Source organism: Candidatus Woesearchaeota archaeon, assembly GCA_027858315.1.
In the GTDB taxonomy this organism is placed as follows: domain Archaea; phylum Nanobdellota; class Nanobdellia; order Woesearchaeales; family UBA583; genus UBA583.
In genome coordinates this window covers 1-14,397 of the sequence record JAQICV010000021.1, presented here as the reverse complement: position 1 = coordinate 14,397, position 14,397 = coordinate 1, and the positions used below count along the sequence as shown (strand labels likewise).

Annotated in this window: 35 protein-coding genes; 21 read left to right on the top strand and 14 right to left on the bottom strand. The window is 31.8% G+C overall.

The genetic code is table 11. The annotated features are described in order from the left end of the window. The 21 genes from PF569_01540 to PF569_01440 form a co-directional block, all read left to right on the top strand. A partial coding sequence (locus PF569_01540) for a hypothetical protein (GenBank protein MDA3854912.1) occupies positions 1–325 on the top strand: 325 nt, incomplete at its 5' end. A 62-nt stretch (positions 326–387) separates the two neighbouring features. Further along, positions 388–1,383: an RNA ligase family protein gene (locus tag PF569_01535; protein MDA3854911.1), complete on the top strand. Its 996-nt coding sequence runs from the start codon at positions 388–390 to the stop codon at positions 1,381–1,383. A gap of 22 nt (positions 1,384–1,405) precedes the next feature. Next, positions 1,406–1,732: a hypothetical protein gene (locus PF569_01530; protein MDA3854910.1), complete on the top strand. Its 327-nt coding sequence runs from the start codon at positions 1,406–1,408 to the stop codon at positions 1,730–1,732. Next, positions 1,668–2,132: a hypothetical protein gene (locus PF569_01525; GenBank protein ID MDA3854909.1), complete on the top strand. Its 465-nt coding sequence runs from the start codon at positions 1,668–1,670 to the stop codon at positions 2,130–2,132. The genes PF569_01530 and PF569_01525 overlap by 65 nt, the downstream gene beginning before the upstream one ends. 12 nt (positions 2,133–2,144) lie before the next feature. Beyond that, entirely contained in the window at positions 2,145–2,450 is a 306-nt protein-coding gene (locus tag PF569_01520; protein MDA3854908.1) for a hypothetical protein, read from the top strand. Further along, a complete protein-coding gene (locus tag PF569_01515; GenBank protein MDA3854907.1) occupies positions 2,450–2,659 on the top strand; it encodes a hypothetical protein in 210 nt (69 codons plus the stop codon). Before PF569_01520 ends, PF569_01515 begins: the two co-directional genes overlap by 1 nt. Further along, positions 2,656–2,910, top strand: coding sequence for a hypothetical protein (locus PF569_01510; GenBank protein ID MDA3854906.1), 255 nt, complete (start codon positions 2,656–2,658; stop codon positions 2,908–2,910). Before PF569_01515 ends, PF569_01510 begins: the two co-directional genes overlap by 4 nt. Beyond that, complete coding sequence (locus PF569_01505; protein ID MDA3854905.1) at positions 2,910–3,098, top strand: hypothetical protein; 189 nt, start codon at positions 2,910–2,912, stop codon at positions 3,096–3,098. Before PF569_01510 ends, PF569_01505 begins: the two co-directional genes overlap by 1 nt. Next, positions 3,099–3,803 (top strand): hypothetical protein, encoded by a 705-nt coding sequence (locus PF569_01500; GenBank protein MDA3854904.1) that lies wholly within the window; start codon positions 3,099–3,101, stop codon positions 3,801–3,803. Beyond that, the gene (locus PF569_01495; protein MDA3854903.1) at positions 3,796–4,005 is read left to right on the top strand and encodes a hypothetical protein; all 210 of its coding nucleotides are present in this window, start codon (positions 3,796–3,798) and stop codon (positions 4,003–4,005) included. Before PF569_01500 ends, PF569_01495 begins: the two co-directional genes overlap by 8 nt. Positions 4,006–4,015: 10 nt before the next feature. Then, the gene (locus tag PF569_01490) at positions 4,016–4,261 is read left to right on the top strand and encodes a hypothetical protein (GenBank protein ID MDA3854902.1); all 246 of its coding nucleotides are present in this window, start codon (positions 4,016–4,018) and stop codon (positions 4,259–4,261) included. Between the two features lie 2 nt (positions 4,262–4,263). Continuing rightward, entirely contained in the window at positions 4,264–4,425 is a 162-nt protein-coding gene (locus PF569_01485; GenBank protein MDA3854901.1) for a hypothetical protein, read from the top strand. Positions 4,426–4,463: 38 nt separating this feature from the next. Further along, positions 4,464–4,658, top strand: a complete 195-nt coding sequence (locus PF569_01480) for a hypothetical protein (protein ID MDA3854900.1) — start codon at positions 4,464–4,466, stop codon at positions 4,656–4,658. Positions 4,659–4,740: 82 nt separating this feature from the next. Next, positions 4,741–5,073 carry a hypothetical protein gene (locus PF569_01475; protein ID MDA3854899.1) on the top strand — a complete coding sequence of 111 codons (333 nt, stop codon included), beginning with the start codon at positions 4,741–4,743 and terminating at the stop codon, positions 5,071–5,073. Positions 5,074–5,077: 4 nt separating this feature from the next. Next, entirely contained in the window at positions 5,078–5,374 is a 297-nt protein-coding gene (locus PF569_01470; GenBank protein ID MDA3854898.1) for a hypothetical protein, read from the top strand. A 62-nt stretch (positions 5,375–5,436) separates the two neighbouring features. Then, complete coding sequence (locus PF569_01465) at positions 5,437–5,784, top strand: hypothetical protein (GenBank protein ID MDA3854897.1); 348 nt, start codon at positions 5,437–5,439, stop codon at positions 5,782–5,784. 318 nt (positions 5,785–6,102) lie between these two features. Continuing rightward, positions 6,103–6,405, top strand: coding sequence for a hypothetical protein (locus tag PF569_01460; protein ID MDA3854896.1), 303 nt, complete (start codon positions 6,103–6,105; stop codon positions 6,403–6,405). Between the two features lie 183 nt (positions 6,406–6,588). Continuing rightward, positions 6,589–7,425 (top strand): hypothetical protein, encoded by an 837-nt coding sequence (locus PF569_01455; protein MDA3854895.1) that lies wholly within the window; start codon positions 6,589–6,591, stop codon positions 7,423–7,425. Between the two features lie 70 nt (positions 7,426–7,495). Then, positions 7,496–7,828, top strand: a complete 333-nt coding sequence (locus tag PF569_01450; GenBank protein ID MDA3854894.1) for a hypothetical protein — start codon at positions 7,496–7,498, stop codon at positions 7,826–7,828. A gap of 131 nt (positions 7,829–7,959) precedes the next feature. Continuing rightward, the gene (locus tag PF569_01445; GenBank protein ID MDA3854893.1) at positions 7,960–8,277 is read left to right on the top strand and encodes a hypothetical protein; all 318 of its coding nucleotides are present in this window, start codon (positions 7,960–7,962) and stop codon (positions 8,275–8,277) included. Positions 8,278–8,377: 100 nt separating this feature from the next. Continuing rightward, entirely contained in the window at positions 8,378–8,620 is a 243-nt protein-coding gene (locus PF569_01440) for a hypothetical protein (GenBank protein ID MDA3854892.1), read from the top strand. 279 nt (positions 8,621–8,899) lie between these two features. Here the strand turns inward: PF569_01440 and PF569_01435 are convergent, their stop codons facing one another. From PF569_01435 to PF569_01370, 14 genes are all read right to left on the bottom strand, one after another. After that, positions 8,900–9,178 (bottom strand): hypothetical protein, encoded by a 279-nt coding sequence (locus PF569_01435; protein ID MDA3854891.1) that lies wholly within the window; start codon positions 9,176–9,178, stop codon positions 8,900–8,902. A 2-nt stretch (positions 9,179–9,180) separates the two neighbouring features. After that, entirely contained in the window at positions 9,181–9,480 is a 300-nt protein-coding gene (locus PF569_01430; protein ID MDA3854890.1) for a hypothetical protein, read from the bottom strand. A gap of 124 nt (positions 9,481–9,604) precedes the next feature. Continuing rightward, positions 9,605–9,793, bottom strand: a complete 189-nt coding sequence (locus tag PF569_01425) for a hypothetical protein (GenBank protein MDA3854889.1) — start codon at positions 9,791–9,793, stop codon at positions 9,605–9,607. A 17-nt stretch (positions 9,794–9,810) separates the two neighbouring features. After that, a complete protein-coding gene (locus PF569_01420) occupies positions 9,811–10,734 on the bottom strand; it encodes a hypothetical protein (GenBank protein ID MDA3854888.1) in 924 nt (307 codons plus the stop codon). 15 nt (positions 10,735–10,749) lie between these two features. Next, positions 10,750–10,881 (bottom strand): hypothetical protein, encoded by a 132-nt coding sequence (locus tag PF569_01415; protein MDA3854887.1) that lies wholly within the window; start codon positions 10,879–10,881, stop codon positions 10,750–10,752. A gap of 14 nt (positions 10,882–10,895) precedes the next feature. Continuing rightward, on the bottom strand, positions 10,896–11,117 hold the full coding sequence (locus PF569_01410) for a hypothetical protein (protein MDA3854886.1): 222 nt from the start codon (positions 11,115–11,117) through the stop codon (positions 10,896–10,898). Then, a complete protein-coding gene (locus PF569_01405; GenBank protein MDA3854885.1) occupies positions 11,114–11,359 on the bottom strand; it encodes a hypothetical protein in 246 nt (81 codons plus the stop codon). The genes PF569_01410 and PF569_01405 overlap by 4 nt, the downstream gene beginning before the upstream one ends. Positions 11,360–11,382: 23 nt before the next feature. Next, complete coding sequence (locus PF569_01400; protein ID MDA3854884.1) at positions 11,383–11,631, bottom strand: hypothetical protein; 249 nt, start codon at positions 11,629–11,631, stop codon at positions 11,383–11,385. 195 nt (positions 11,632–11,826) lie between these two features. Next, positions 11,827–12,156, bottom strand: coding sequence for a hypothetical protein (locus PF569_01395; GenBank protein ID MDA3854883.1), 330 nt, complete (start codon positions 12,154–12,156; stop codon positions 11,827–11,829). After that, the gene (locus PF569_01390; protein MDA3854882.1) at positions 12,157–12,456 is read right to left on the bottom strand and encodes a hypothetical protein; all 300 of its coding nucleotides are present in this window, start codon (positions 12,454–12,456) and stop codon (positions 12,157–12,159) included. Then, a complete protein-coding gene (locus tag PF569_01385) occupies positions 12,446–12,715 on the bottom strand; it encodes a hypothetical protein (GenBank protein MDA3854881.1) in 270 nt (89 codons plus the stop codon). Before PF569_01385 ends, PF569_01390 begins: the two co-directional genes overlap by 11 nt. A 102-nt stretch (positions 12,716–12,817) precedes the next feature. Beyond that, positions 12,818–13,045 (bottom strand): hypothetical protein, encoded by a 228-nt coding sequence (locus tag PF569_01380; GenBank protein MDA3854880.1) that lies wholly within the window; start codon positions 13,043–13,045, stop codon positions 12,818–12,820. Between the two features lie 351 nt (positions 13,046–13,396). Beyond that, positions 13,397–14,056, bottom strand: a complete 660-nt coding sequence (locus PF569_01375) for a metallophosphoesterase (protein ID MDA3854879.1) — start codon at positions 14,054–14,056, stop codon at positions 13,397–13,399. A 108-nt stretch (positions 14,057–14,164) separates the two neighbouring features. Beyond that, a partial coding sequence (locus tag PF569_01370) for a hypothetical protein (protein ID MDA3854878.1) occupies positions 14,165–14,397 on the bottom strand: 233 nt, incomplete at its 5' end.

The following is a 14,397-nucleotide window of genomic DNA, read 5'->3' as shown; positions in this document are numbered from 1 at the left end:
GACTTTACAAGAAGAAACAACTTTAGCTACTACTCTTCCTGTACAAGAGACTGTAAGCTATAAATTAGACAATGAGGAACTATCAAGATATATAAAAGCTTTGGTTAAAAATACTAAAGATAAATTACCTAATGATGTAGAAGTAAGTGAAGAAACTGGAATTAGATTAAACACTTGTAAAGCTTATAGAAGAGAATTGAAAAATACCTCATATCATGGAAGTTCTTTAATTGATGGAAAAAGAGGCTATGGAACAGTTGCTAATTATCCAGCAAGAACTATAATTAAATTGATGACAATGAATAGAGAAATGAAGAATAAATAGTTGACACTTTAATAAATAAAATGTTAAAGTGTTTATATAAAGAAAAAGAGGAGAAACAATTCATGAAAAAAATGATTACATTTACTAAGATTGGACAATTTAGACAAGTGATAAGAGATGTATGCTATGTAAACCCAGAGAATCCTGTTTACACATTTCCAACATTAACTTTTGAAGGAACAGTAAAAATGCATGGTACAAATGCGGGGATATCTTATACAGAGGAAGATGGGTTGTGGGTTCAAAGCAGAAAGAATATTATTACAGTAGAAAAAGATAATGCTGGATTCGCTTTCTTTGTTGAAAGTAAAAAGGATATATTCCAAAATTGGTTTAACATTCTAAAAAGAGAAGGATACATCACAACAATATTTGGAGAATGGTGTGGTGGAAATATTCAGAAGGGAGTAGCTTTAAATCAATTAGATAAAATGTTTGTTATATTTGCAGTAAAATATACGAATATTGAAAATCACGAAGATCATTCTTATGAGGAATTAGGCTTCTATAGTAAACCTAACTCAATCTATAATTCAAATATGTTTCCTAAATTCTATGTAGACATAGACTTTAATAAACCTCAACATGCTCAAGCTGAAATTGTTGATCTAGTAGAGAAAGTGGAATTAGAATGTCCTGTTGGAAAGTATTTTGATGTATCAGGAATTGGAGAAGGAATAGTATTCTGTCATTATGATGAACATGGAAATAGAGACTATATATTTAAAGCAAAGGGTAAAAAACACTCTTCTTCAAAAGTAAAAACAGTAGCGAGTGTAGATATAGAAAAAGTTAAATCTATTGATGCATTTATAGAGTATTCAGTTACAGAAAATAGGCTTAATCAAGCAATAGAGCAAGTTTTTACTGCTACAAGCACAGAACCAACTATTAAGATGATGGGAGACTTTTTAAGTTGGGTTTCTAGAGATGTTATATCTGAAGAGTTAGATACAATGACTGAGAATAGTTTAGAACCTAAAGACATAGGGAGGACTTTAGGAAATAAGGCTAGGAGTTGGTTTATGAACTACTTAGATAAACAAGCAGAATTATAAAGAAAAAGAGGAGAAATAGAGTATGTTTAAGAAGACTGTTAAAAAAGTTAACAAAAAGGTTCTTACAAGTGTAGTAGTAGACAACTTTTCAAGAAATGAGAGTTATCCTAGCTTTGCAAGAGAATTTGACGTTGTGGAAGGTGGAAGGTTCAAAATAGGTAATATAGGTGGTGATGTTACAATCTATGATGAGTTTGGAAACATTACTACCCAAGTAGATTGGCAAGCAGGCTATACTCAAGAGTATAGTTTTATATATGAAGAAAAAAGAGGAGAAATAAAGAATGAAATTAGCAACAGAAAGAATAAAGAAAGCAAAAGTGGTAGCAAGTCCACAGATCACAACTAAGAGCTTATTAGAAAAAGCTAAGAGAACAAAGAAGAGAGTTAAAGCTGTTACTGTTAGCAGTAACAGAGAAAACAGAAGAGCTGTAGCAAAACAGACCTCTAGATGTAGTAATACAGGTCGACCAATGTTTGTTGAGTTAGCTACTCCAGAGGAAGAGAGAATATTTAGAATCGAAAGATCTAATAAGAAGATTGTAAACAGATTAAAATATGTTATGAAAAATAACATAGGGTATTCTAGTCAGATGATGAAAGAAGCTGGTAAAGTAGTTAAGAGTACTGCTAAAAAGTATTCTGATGAAGATAAAGTGAAAGCTTCAAAAGTTACTACTCGTTTAGGTAAATATCCTAATTTAGTTTGCCTAGAAGATATAGCTTCTAAAATTCAAAAGGTGGTGTAAAATAATATGGAAATGAAATTACTAGACAAAGAAGTATGTTGGGTTATAGAGTCTCCTCTAGGAGAGAGATTCTTCTTAAGCAGAAAGGAACTTGATATTGTTGATAATATTTTAGAGATAGAAGAGAAGGATCTTATGCTTGTTCAAAGCACTGATCCTAAGACTCAACAACCTGTCTCAGGTCTAACTAGGATAATGGGATCAAGATCCTATAACAGAATGAATATGGATTCAACTGGATCAATTATTGGAACTGTTCTAAAAGATTCTCCTATGGGTAAAGCCGTAGTCTCAGCAAGGTCAGGAATAGTAGTATAATGTTGGTGTATAAAGATCGGAGTTTTTGCTTTACTAAAGAGTGTCTAAACTTCGACAAAAAATGTAGAGGTTTAGGTGCTGTAGCCAATGAAGAGCTATTGAAAGAAGCTGAAGATTTTGGTTTACCGGTAGATACTAGGACTTTTGAATTAGATTCTGAAAATAAACCTATTAACTGTTGGATCTTTGAGGAGTTAAATAAAAAATGAATATAATTTTTAGAAAGGATAAAGGGTTTGCTACTGGAACTAATTTAGCAACTAGTGACTCTATACTACAGGTATATCAATTAGATCATAAGCATAGTGAAGGCGAACTTATTAGTAAGGCTACATGGGAAGATGCTATAGAGAAAGATGCTCTAGTAACTTTTCAATTTAACAGTGCTAATAGTGTAAGAACACTTATTAAGCAGTTGGAGAATATAGAGGAAAAGCTGATTACTGATGGTAAGAAGTAGTGGCTAAAAAGAAGAAAAATATTATTAAAAGATGGTGGATTACTATGGAGGATAATTCCCCATTAGTAAAAGAGCTTAGTTTTAAAGATGCTGAAAAGTCTAAACTAAAAACTAAGCTGTTTTTTGAGAAAGAAGAAATAGCTAAGAAATATTCAAGTTACTTAGCTACTAGACATAAGGGAGATTAGATGGAAATTAAAACAAAAGAAATTAGTGGTATAGCCTCAGCAGTTAAAGATATGAGAAATCCTATGGGATCTTGGGATAAAAGTGATTCTGTTATGTTTAGGGATCAAGCTACCAATAATTTAGTATTAGATACTATAGGCGAAAAAGATGAGGAATTATTAAATAAATTATGTAGAGCTAAACATAGTTCTGGACATGATTGTGTTCTTAAGTCTATTATAGTACATATGGATATAACAGCCACACATGATTTCTTTCTTCAGTTGTATAGGTATCATTTTAGAGATACTACAAGCTCTACGTCTAAAATGTATTCTATTACCAAAGGTGATATAACAGATAAATGTAGTACTTATGTAGCCTATCAATCCATATACTTAGTTAATCACTTAATAAAAATCTATAATAGTGAAGATCCTTATCCTAATAGTTGGGATAGTGCTATAGTAGAAGGACTTCTTGATCCAGACCATTTAGGAAGAGATATTCCCCAAACTAAATCAGAACTATTTGAGTGTATAATTCATAACACGCCTATAGGCTATGAATTAACAGTAGGTGAAGTTACTAACTATTTACAACTAAAGACTATGTATAATCAACGTAAGAATCATAAAATGTCTTCTTGGTCAATAGATTTTGTAGAGTGGGTAAAAAGTTTACCAATGAGTTATTTGATAACAGGAGAAACTAATGATGACTAGAAACATAGAAGTAGGAACATCTTTAATACATCTAAGAGATGATGGTGAGGTGATTTCAATAGAAAATCGAGATGATGAAGCTGACTTAGAGTCTTTTGCCAGAATGTTTGATGCATTTTTAAAAGGTATTGGATTTGTAGGTGTTAATGCTGTAGTCTTTGAAAGAGAAAATAATGAAAATATAAGCTCTAATATGTATTGAGAGGTTTGCTATGTCAAGGTCATATAAGAAAACTTGGGGTTTTAAAGATAACCCTGCTAAAGGTATGAAACGCCTAGCTAATAAGAGAGTTAGACAAACTAAGAATATTATGAATGGAGGGAGTTTCAAGAAAGTATTTTGTTCATATGATATCAGCGATTGGAAGTTTTTATGCTTTACAAAGAAACAAAAACGTGATATTATAAATAATAAAGAAAATAAGTTCACTGTGTGGTGGCGATGGAGAGGTAAATAGCAATGGACGAATGGACAAAAGAAGAGAGACAGCATATTGAGGATGTAGCAGACGACTACGGAGTGTCACATGATACAGCTTATTATTTAGCAGAATTGCTAGGGAGAAATGAGCTGAGGGATGGCTTTATGACATCTATGCAGGACATAGAAGAAGGCTATTAAGTCTATTTTATATATAAGAAAAAGGAGAAAAGAAGAGAATGAAAACAAGGGTTCGGATGGGACTAAAGCCTACAGCTAAGGGTATCTGTAATGTAGACGTTACAGTTGACTGTGATTTAGAGAATGAAGAGACTACAAAAGATGTAGCTGTCGTTTTGAAAGAAGCAGTAGGTAATTATAGGACTGCTGTACAGGATCTAGGCTATACTAATATAGAGATAGAGTCTAAGTAGAAAGGATTTATAGTAAAATGGGTTACTGTAACTCCTATTACAATAAGTGTGGTAGGAGCTATTTTAAAAAAGGAGAAATAAAATGGCAGGTTTACACTCAGGAAATAGGGAAGACAAAGTAGAAGCATATGCTCAAGAGTTATCTAGATTAAAACTAGCAAATCCTAAAGCACCAATTAAGTTTTTTGTTACAAGTGGTGAAGTTAGTGAGGACTTTTGTTACTCTGAGCAGACTATAGAGGATGTTAATCTAACAGATTGGGCTCTCTATAACGATCAGATATTTACAGACTATGATACTCTATTAAATGAGATTGGTTATGTAAATGACATAGAGGACTTAGATAGTAAAGAAGTTGAAGATATAGCTAAAGATTTAGTAACTCAGGTTATACTAGTGAAACTAGGAGCTTAGGAATATGGATATAGAAGATATAAATTGTAACAACTGTGCTGTAAAAAACAACTGCAATTTGTTAGATACAGAGTTGAAACACAGTGAATTATGGAGCCTTGAACATAATTTCTGTAATAGTCATCCTAGCTTAGAAGGAATGGAAGACTATTCTGAGGTTGAAGATGAACTAAGAGAAGGAATGGAAGACTATTCAAAGTTAGTGGGTGAACTAAGAGAAGACATTGAGGATAGAGATCTTGAAATTTCTAATTTACAAGATACTATAGATACTCTAAAAGAAATAATAGAAAACAATTAAAGGTTTTGCTTGACAAAGACGATAGTAGTAGTATAATACTAAGTAAGAGAGGAAAAAGAGAAATGAGTGAGAAGGTAATTGTAATAAGAGAAGTGGCTTTAACAGATGCCCAACTAGAAGATCGATGTGGTAATTGTAGCTTAAATTTATCAGGACAGTGTTCAGATAAAGTAAAAAGCTTTCTAGTTTCAAGCCATGATTTTAAACAGTGTGAATTAGGATATAACTATAAAGTAGATGATCTAGAGACTGATTATACACTTGATGGATTAAAGACTCCTACAACTCTAGATGGAGCTTTAGCTATGCTTAAGAATCAAAAGACTATTAACACTATCCAAAGATTTACTATCAGAAAGCAAAGAGATCTCTTAAGAGAGATAGAAGAGCTTAAAGAGTTGGTATGTTAAATATTGATAAGTTCCTACCAGCTTCTTTTTTGATTTTTATAGTCTCTTTTATTATAGTTGCAATACTAACTATTGTAGACATGTTAGTTATTCCTAGTAGTATAATGCGAGTACTACTTTTTATAATGAGTGTTTCTTTAAGTGCAACAATGTATCTACAAATAAAAGTCGCAATAAAAGAAATATGGTTTAGTTAGATGGAAAAGTCATGTAAAACATGTAGAGTAAAAGATCTATGCTTATCTTCTAATAAGAAGGTATGCTTAGAACATAACTTTATGTATTGGTTAAGTCAAAATATAAAAGAGAGGGAAGAGAATGAAAATAACAGAGAGGATTAGTTTAGAGAAAGATGGAGACTACTTTAAATTAACAGAAGTAAGAGAATCTAAACTAATGGATTCAAGTAGGAAGTATACAGGAGAGGTAGGAGAGAAAACAGCCTTCTTAGGAAGTTTCTCTACTGTATACCAAGCATTAATTCATATCATACAATCTGATTATGATATTGAAGAAGACTTAATATCACAATATAAAGAGTTAGTTTCTTTAATAGATGCAAAGGCTGATGATATTAAGAGAGATTTTAGGACAGAGGTTAAGACTGTAATAACACGATAGGTACAAAATTGTACTATTATATTATATGAACTGACATTTGTATAGTATGATAAAACACAGGATAAGTAATCAATAGAATCTATTGAGATATCAGGAGAACTTTAAGCCTTTATGTGTTTAGCTTTTTGTTCTATGTCAGCCTGATATCTCAATAGATTTTTTATTTTAAAGGAGAAACACAAGATGTGCATTAAAGAAAGACAAGAGAAAGGTGCCGTAATAATAAGTAATTTAATGACAGCTTATACACCGAAAGGTGAGCCACTAGAGTTTAGTCTCAAAGAGAGTCCTAGTAAGCTTGTAGGTAGTGTAGGCTCAAATACTAGAGGGGAAGAGTTCAAGGTTCTTGGTAATATAAATAAAAAAGACAAGAGTGGAAAGTATAGAAACTTTCTCGTAGAGTTTCTAGATAAAACACTCATTGTTGTTAGGGGCAAAGCTATAGAGAGTGGAGAGTTTAGAAATCCTAATGCTCCTAGGGTCTGTGGTATAGGCTTCTTAGGTCAAGGTATTCATAATTCAGTGCTTAACAATAAAATGTCTAAAGAGTACCAAACATGGAATAGTATGCTACATAGGTGTTACTCAGAGGTCTATCAAGAAGGAAAGTCAACTTATAAAGGCTGTTCTGTTGATAAAAGATGGCATAATTTTCAAAACTTTTGTGAGGACATTCAATATTTACAAGGTTATAAAGAATGGAAAGAAACTAGCATCCCTAATGCTTGGGCTTTAGATAAGGATATTAAGATTGATGGTAATAAAATATATAGTAGTGGTACATGTATGTTTGTAACCATCAAAGAAAATGTTCAGAAAGCTACCCTAGGCAAAGAAATAAATCTTTCTGGAAATACGTTTCTAATGACTAACCTAGAAACAGGCGAAGAAAAAGAGTTTTTTAATATAAAAAAGTTTGCTAGAGATAATAATTTACAGCAAGCTTGTATTAGTAGATGTATAAGAGGTGAACAACATACACATGCAGGTCTCACATTTAGACTACTAGAAGATGAGTAAAGGTTATTGACACTTTAATATATAAAATGTTAAAGTGTTTATATAAATAAAGAAAGGAGAGATAAAGAAAATGAGTAAAACAATTAAGCCCCTAGGTGGACGCGTCTTAGTACTCTTGGATGACATAGTAGAATCTACATCAAAGATTGCTAAGACAGCCGATCAATTAAGAGAAGAGAAGAGAGCTAGGAACTTGACAGAGGGAACAGTAGTATCAATAGGTGTAGATCTATCAATACTTAAAGATCAAGAGCTTCAGCATAGCCTTAAGATTGGTTCTAGAGTAGGATTTGCTGAGGGAACTGGTAAGCATATAGTTATAAGAGATAAAGATCATCTTGTACTAGAGTTATCTGATCTATTATATGTAGAAGAGGATGAATCAAGTTTACACTTAGTCTAGGATAACTAAGTTAGTTAAGTCTATTAAGAGATTCTTAATTGAGTCTCTTTTTTTATTTATAAGTGTTGACATTATTGTAGTTAAGATTCATAATACTTATATACTTAAATGAATGAAGGAAGTAAACTGAAATGACTAAAGAAAATGCAATGACAATTATCGAGACAATGGTATCTCAATTAGGTGGAAACAAAGCACTAGCAATGACAGGTGGAAGATTTATCGCTGATACTGAAAACTGTACATTAAGATTTATATTCAAAGGTTCAAGAAAAATGAATAGAGTCCATATAAAATATGATGAAGCTCTTGACTTATATAACATGGACTTTCTTAAATATAGTCCTAGCAAGATGACTAGTAAATCAGTTAAGACTTTTGAAGGTGTATATTGTGATCAGCTTATAGAGCTGTTTGAAGAGACTACAGGATTATACTTAAGTCTATAATAGATTAAGTCTAGCATTAACTTACTAGGCTTTTTTTAAAATAATGCTTTACTTTATTTATATCTTAATATATTATTAAAGTAAATTAAGGAGAAATGATATGAAAAAATTTAGAGTTTTACATGGTTTTAGAGTAAATGGTTTTAGTGCTGAAGAAAATGATATTATAGTAGTTGATGAATCTACTATAGGCTTAGTTATATTCTATGCTGATTCTACTAATGGAATTGAGTTTGAAGTTAGGACTGCTAATGGAAACTTTAGTAATACAGATTCTTTAGAAAATCTATATAGTAGACTAGATACTAGAGTAGATTCTGGTGATTTAGTAGGAGTAGTTTAAAGGGAAATTAAGATATAAAAAAGCCTTTAGAAACTATATCAGAGTCTAAAGGCTTAAAATAAGGAGAAAAATCTAAGTATAATGTGGATCTATCGAAAACCCTTGCTACCCATATTCTAATATCTAGCTAGTTATAATAGAATACTTTAGACAGGCTTAAACCCCTTTGTTTAATTTAAACTACACTACACTTCAATACTTATAGTATAATAGTAATATAGCTATAGTAACTTCTAATGTAACATCTCGAGTGTTAGATTAGAAGTAATAAGTGTTAGATTAGTCTAAAGGCTCGTAGTTATCTAAATCTTCATTATTTAAATCAGATATCATATTATATTTACAGAATATAACACAAAAATCACCTGTACCTTTAGCTTTTGTTCCACAAAATTGACATTTACTTGATAAAGTAAGCTTATATTTAAGTCGTTCAATCTCTTGTTGTTGGGACTCTACAAACTCTAGTGCTTGTGTTAATAGCTCTTTAGCGTTGCTACTCTTTGAGAACCTTCCCATTAAATCATTTAGCAATTCTTTTACTTCTTTAATATTCATACTCATACATTTCTTCCTTCATCATCTATATTCAACACCCTCTCTAGATCTTTCCTGAGTAATGTAAACCTATGGACTCTGGATATATCAGCTAAGTTATCTATCAATGGTAGGTCTACAGTGTATACAGAATGTAGACATTTAGTCATTTCTATATTCTCAGTCTTAAGCCGTTCAATCTCTTGTTGTTGCTCTTGTAGCAGAAGTATCGTCTTATTCAAGGTATCTATATTCATATCATCACAGCGGTCATTTCTAATCTCAATAATTGTTGCTTTTAATCCTAATATTGTATCTTCCATAACCTACCCCTCAATTTTCTTTAACGATGAATGCCTTGTATTATCTGTAATAGTTACAAACATACAGGCTTCTTTTGAATAAACCTTATTACCACTTATCTTGATATCTTTAAATCTTTTCATTTTAGTCATCTCCTTCAAGCACCCAGTTAAGTACTACAATCTCATCGTTAATAGCCTGTACACTACTATAAGCTAAATCCTCATCAAGGCTATATAGAGGGAACTTATGAGAGTCAAGCTCTCTTTCTATTTCAAGTTTAGATTGTTTTAATAGATTAAGTCTATCTTGTATCTGTTGTTTAGTTTTCACTTTGCTAGTCCCTCCTTTTAATCTATATGAGTCAATAGCTCAAGTAATTTATCAAGCTTCTCTTTTCCTATGCCAACAAATATCTCACCTATTTGTTGAGCTATTTCTTTATCAGTATTGTCTTTAGCTAACTTATATATGATTTCATCATTAACACATTGAGAACTTTCATCCTCTATGACTTGATATTTATTAGTACAATCATCTCTTTGACTTAGATCATCAGGATTAAAGTAACAACCTTTACAACTCCATTTTTTCTCTTCTTTAACAGCTACTAGTAAAGGACTCTCAAGCTCCACATCAACTTTAAATACTTTCTCAAGATCACTCTTCTTTACAGGTACTGCATAATAATAGGGTGTACTATCATTTTCTACATCAATACTACAGTCATAGTTAGTTAAATACTTATTCGCATATAACTCCTCTAAAGATTCAACATCATTAAGATTTATATTTCCGTTTAAGAGTCTAAAACGGGGTCCACCCCTATCTATAGAATCGAATCTAACACATAGTTTTAATAGATGTCCATTACAGTCATCTTCACCTGTATCAGAGTAGTAGACAAGAATAGGCTTCTGAGATAGTTCTTCATTACTAATGTCTTTTAACCAATCAGGTCTTTCTATGATTGACGTATCATCAACAGTTATAGCACCTCTTATATAGTCATCAATAGGAATAACTTCTGTAATATCTGACAAAAGATCAAAGTTTAATTCATTAGTAGCCCAACTATATTTATAGCCTTTTAGATCTCCAAAGTTCATCCCATCTATAACATTCTGTAGTAAACAAGTATAAGATTTACCATTACTAGCAGTTTCATTTGATACTAGACAATCCTCTATTTTAGAATCATAAATCCTACAGGTTACCCTCTTTCCATCTAACTTGCGTAACTCTTCTAAACTCTTAATTCCTTCTTTATTCATTTTAAACTCTCCTTTTCATCTAACTTTTTTATGGCTTATACTACAGTGTCTATGATCTCTTTTACTATGACAATCTCTCAATTCTAAAACAAGTAAGCTATGTAAAGCTTCTTCAAGTAATTGTTTAAAACTTTTATCTTTTACCATTGGTTATTTCTCCTCTATTTAATTAAAGCACCTTCTAAAACATATCGATTAAAATCTTCATCCCCTAAGTAATACATTAGAACCTCGTCAAATGACTCTTTGATTTTATTAGTTGGTGCATTACGCTTTTGAATTAAATCATAGACAACTAATTCTAGTACTTCATTATGATCTATCTTAACACCGACTTTCAAAGCGTCTTCTATCTCTCTATAACTATCAATTAAAGTTTTCATTTTTTAGCCTCAAGGTATTCATAGCCAAAGTCTCCATTAGGGTTCTTCTTATTTAGACTTTTTACTAGGGCTATAGCTTCATACTCATTTGTCACAAACGAAATATTACTAGTATCTTCTGGATAGGAAATCCCCATTTGTATTATATAGACAGTATCTAAGTCTTTTATCTCAGATACTGGTCTAGCTTTTTCTTCATTCAAACACTTTTCACAGTGGCACTCTTGTTTTCTACATTTCATCTTATTTCTCCTCATTTAAAATACTACTGTTTAGTTATTACTTCTGTATTGTTTATTATTTGATTATTCATTTCTAGAATATCAGAGTTTGTCATCCAGTAAGAAGGCCTATTCTTCTCTACTTGTTCATCATAGATACAGTCTATTTCTATCTTGTTATTTTCAATAGCCATTAGATCTATGTTGCCATTATCAAGAATAACAATAACATCCTCTATTCTAACTCTCAATCCTCTAACTCTAAATGCTTCATTTACTTTTCTGTATATCATATCATTTTATTCTCCTCATTCATTTAAGTTAATCTAATTACTATTCTATAGTCTAAGTATTAAGTTGTCAACACTTATAAATAAAAAAACTACTCCTCATAAAAGCTCTATAAAAGCTCTAAACATCAAGAGTAGTAGTATAAGTCATCTTTGTTTAGAAGGTCACTCTATGAAGATCCTTTGAAAGTAAATAAGCTATACTCTAGTAACATCTAGCACATATTTTATGGCTTTCTCAAGACCTTCATCTGTTATATCTTCTTCAAGCATTACTTCCCAGTCTAGTACTTGGTAGTAATGTCTTGTTTCTACAATATGAGAATCAAACTCTGATTGCCTGTTTATGCCTTGCTTAACTTTTTGTAGGAATAGTGGATATGCTATCAACTGAAATAATTCACTTGTATAGTCTAAATAACTCCATTGCCCATCAGGAAATCTTAACTCTGGCTTTTCTGTGAATCCTGTAATATCAAACCCTTCTGCAAACTCACAAACTTTTTTAATATCTTCAATACTTAGCATCTATTTAACCTCCTCTTTTATTTCCCAGCCATCACAGCAATGCTGAGTTATATCTCTAGTTATCCAGTTTTCTATAATGTCACAAATATAACCACATATACTTGCATTTATCTCAGACTCAGGAACAGCACTACACAAATTACAAGTTGCACATATTTTAGGATATACACATACTTCCTCTACTGAATCAGTCTCTCCTGTACCATTACACAGTCTACATTGTCTTGTTGCTTGCATTAGTGTGTTATGATCAATAAAAGGTAGTCTCTCTATTCCATCTTCACAATTATTACATTTCATTCTCTCTCATCTCCTCCAAATACTTCTCAGCTTTACCTACTATACAACTATCAGCATTATGATCATAAATCAAGTGATGACATCTAGTACAATAGTAATTACCATATACTGATTCCTGAGTACACTCTTCAACTAATGCTTGAGACATCTCTAGTAGAGTAGCTTCAAGGTCCCTAATCTGAGGTAGAAGTCTAAGTTCTATATTGCTAGTATACTCTGCAATACTGTTAGTGTCCTCTGGTTTAATGTATTCAATCATTTATTCTATCCCTTTGCTGTCCAGTTATCTATAGGTTTAATACCTTCATTATTAAAAGGAATGCCTCTTATACACTCATAACACTTATCATTTGACATAGGATTATCTATTCCACAATTTCCACAACACTCTAGAGATTTTTTCTCTGATTCTAACTCTTCTAGATTGATCTTTAAATCCTTCTAGTTGGTACTCAAGTGCCTCTACTACGGATTTATGATCTGTAATTAATTTAGCAACATCATCTCTACAGCACCATTTAGAAGTACCCATTATTTGTCTATCTGCTTCACACACTTCTTTTACTGTATATCTCTTTATATCATCCATCTCTTATCCCCTCTAACTATCTATATATTACACCCTACTACATAAAGTGTCAACCCTTAATTATCTATTAGATGACTTTTTTATTGTACTCTAACCATTTGCTATAGACTCTATTTTCTGCATCCGTATAAAGATGAAATTCTCCATCACTAATCATACTATATCCTTTATTTTAAATAGCTTATAGTTTTTAGTGCTTCCATCTTTACCCTCGTGACTCACTATACAGTCCTCTTCTATATCGCTCTTAAGAAGTTCTGCTTGACCTGTAGCTACCCTAAGTGTATTAAAGATGTTTAAGAAGCTGTCCTTGTTATTTGATTCTACTATCATCTTATTATTATTCCCTCTTTAATCAATATTATCTTGAGTATATACTTCACCAGTCTCTAAGTCAATAGCTGATAATACTCCATAGCCAATATTTCTATATATACATCCAGTATCTATGAATAGTAGATCTTCACATTCATCTATATACTTCTTAGGTGTATGACCAATAACATTTATTGATTCTCCTATCTTAGAGTCTCCATATAACAACTTACTAAACTTCCTTGACCAAAGACACCACTTTTCAAACTCCTCTCGATCTGAGTCTCTTATATCCCAAACAAAGTTAATATTAGAATGAGATAGGATATAATGTTGACCTATATTATTAGTATATTCTTCATATAGAGGTAGAGTCTTAAACCAGTTAATATGATCTTCTAGTATCCCATCTTTACCTTCATAGCTTTCAACTGTTACGTCACCACCATTTCCATACCACCAGTCTCTTAGTCTAAACTCACTCATAGTACTAGCTTCTTGGACTTGTATAGCCATGTCTTCATGATTGCCTAGTAAGCACTTTATATTATTAGACTTTACATAGTCAACAACTTTATATGATTCAGGACCTCGATCTATTAAGTCACCTAGAATACAAATGTTTCTATGAGGTAGTTGCTCAAGGAGTTTTAAGAGAGTGTTATAACAACCATGGATATCTGAAATTACAATCATTTATTGTTAAATCCTTTCCAATTCTTAAGCTCAACACAGCTATCACAGGGCTTTTCACCCAGCTTATACACCACTTTGCAATTAGAACAATTGCATAATTCAATATTATCAGCTCTCAGCTTTTTCACTCTTCTCTTCAAGCTTCTCAGCCACTAACTGCTCAATAGAGTCTTTAAACATTCTCTTTATCTCTTCTACAAATATTCGAGCTGATTCTGTAGCGTCACCCTCAAATTCAAATAGTCCATCTTTTAGAAAGAACTTTCCTACTTCTTTATTATCATTAGTTACATCATGAAACATCAGGAAGTAAGTGTCTGGTGTCAAGGTTAGATTCAAAG

Bases quoted from the DNA above. Each gene is read 5' to 3' on its own strand.
- PF569_01380 (MDA3854880.1), bottom strand. From the start codon at position 13,045: ATGGATGATATAAAGAGATATACAGTAAAAGAAGTGTGTGAAGCAGAT.
- PF569_01465 (MDA3854897.1), top strand. From the start codon at position 5,437: ATGAGTGAGAAGGTAATTGTAATAAGAGAAGTGGCTTTAACAGATGCC.
- PF569_01385 (MDA3854881.1), bottom strand. From the start codon at position 12,715: ATGATTGAATACATTAAACCAGAGGACACTAACAGTATTGCAGAGTAT.
- PF569_01480 (MDA3854900.1), top strand. From the start codon at position 4,464: ATGAAAACAAGGGTTCGGATGGGACTAAAGCCTACAGCTAAGGGTATC.
- PF569_01450 (MDA3854894.1), top strand. From the start codon at position 7,496: ATGAGTAAAACAATTAAGCCCCTAGGTGGACGCGTCTTAGTACTCTTG.
- PF569_01530 (MDA3854910.1), top strand. From the start codon at position 1,406: ATGTTTAAGAAGACTGTTAAAAAAGTTAACAAAAAGGTTCTTACAAGT.
- PF569_01500 (MDA3854904.1), top strand. From the start codon at position 3,099: ATGGAAATTAAAACAAAAGAAATTAGTGGTATAGCCTCAGCAGTTAAA.
- PF569_01515 (MDA3854907.1), top strand. From the start codon at position 2,450: ATGTTGGTGTATAAAGATCGGAGTTTTTGCTTTACTAAAGAGTGTCTA.
- PF569_01510 (MDA3854906.1), top strand. From the start codon at position 2,656: ATGAATATAATTTTTAGAAAGGATAAAGGGTTTGCTACTGGAACTAAT.
- PF569_01375 (MDA3854879.1), bottom strand. From the start codon at position 14,056: ATGATTGTAATTTCAGATATCCATGGTTGTTATAACACTCTCTTAAAA.
- PF569_01470 (MDA3854898.1), top strand. From the start codon at position 5,078: ATGGATATAGAAGATATAAATTGTAACAACTGTGCTGTAAAAAACAAC.
- PF569_01485 (MDA3854901.1), top strand. From the start codon at position 4,264: ATGGACGAATGGACAAAAGAAGAGAGACAGCATATTGAGGATGTAGCA.
- PF569_01405 (MDA3854885.1), bottom strand. From the start codon at position 11,359: ATGAAATGTAGAAAACAAGAGTGCCACTGTGAAAAGTGTTTGAATGAA.
- PF569_01520 (MDA3854908.1), top strand. From the start codon at position 2,145: ATGAAATTACTAGACAAAGAAGTATGTTGGGTTATAGAGTCTCCTCTA.
- PF569_01445 (MDA3854893.1), top strand. From the start codon at position 7,960: ATGACTAAAGAAAATGCAATGACAATTATCGAGACAATGGTATCTCAA.
- PF569_01440 (MDA3854892.1), top strand. From the start codon at position 8,378: ATGAAAAAATTTAGAGTTTTACATGGTTTTAGAGTAAATGGTTTTAGT.
- PF569_01390 (MDA3854882.1), bottom strand. From the start codon at position 12,456: ATGAAATGTAATAATTGTGAAGATGGAATAGAGAGACTACCTTTTATT.
- PF569_01420 (MDA3854888.1), bottom strand. From the start codon at position 10,734: ATGAATAAAGAAGGAATTAAGAGTTTAGAAGAGTTACGCAAGTTAGAT.
- PF569_01495 (MDA3854903.1), top strand. From the start codon at position 3,796: ATGACTAGAAACATAGAAGTAGGAACATCTTTAATACATCTAAGAGAT.
- PF569_01460 (MDA3854896.1), top strand. From the start codon at position 6,103: ATGAAAATAACAGAGAGGATTAGTTTAGAGAAAGATGGAGACTACTTT.
- PF569_01415 (MDA3854887.1), bottom strand. From the start codon at position 10,881: ATGGTAAAAGATAAAAGTTTTAAACAATTACTTGAAGAAGCTTTACAT.
- PF569_01455 (MDA3854895.1), top strand. From the start codon at position 6,589: ATGTGCATTAAAGAAAGACAAGAGAAAGGTGCCGTAATAATAAGTAAT.
- PF569_01475 (MDA3854899.1), top strand. From the start codon at position 4,741: ATGGCAGGTTTACACTCAGGAAATAGGGAAGACAAAGTAGAAGCATAT.
- PF569_01410 (MDA3854886.1), bottom strand. From the start codon at position 11,117: ATGAAAACTTTAATTGATAGTTATAGAGAGATAGAAGACGCTTTGAAA.
- PF569_01535 (MDA3854911.1), top strand. From the start codon at position 388: ATGAAAAAAATGATTACATTTACTAAGATTGGACAATTTAGACAAGTG.
- PF569_01395 (MDA3854883.1), bottom strand. From the start codon at position 12,156: ATGCTAAGTATTGAAGATATTAAAAAAGTTTGTGAGTTTGCAGAAGGG.
- PF569_01430 (MDA3854890.1), bottom strand. From the start codon at position 9,480: ATGGAAGATACAATATTAGGATTAAAAGCAACAATTATTGAGATTAGA.
- PF569_01400 (MDA3854884.1), bottom strand. From the start codon at position 11,631: ATGATATACAGAAAAGTAAATGAAGCATTTAGAGTTAGAGGATTGAGA.
- PF569_01490 (MDA3854902.1), top strand. From the start codon at position 4,016: ATGTCAAGGTCATATAAGAAAACTTGGGGTTTTAAAGATAACCCTGCT.
- PF569_01525 (MDA3854909.1), top strand. From the start codon at position 1,668: ATGAAATTAGCAACAGAAAGAATAAAGAAAGCAAAAGTGGTAGCAAGT.
- PF569_01435 (MDA3854891.1), bottom strand. From the start codon at position 9,178: ATGAATATTAAAGAAGTAAAAGAATTGCTAAATGATTTAATGGGAAGG.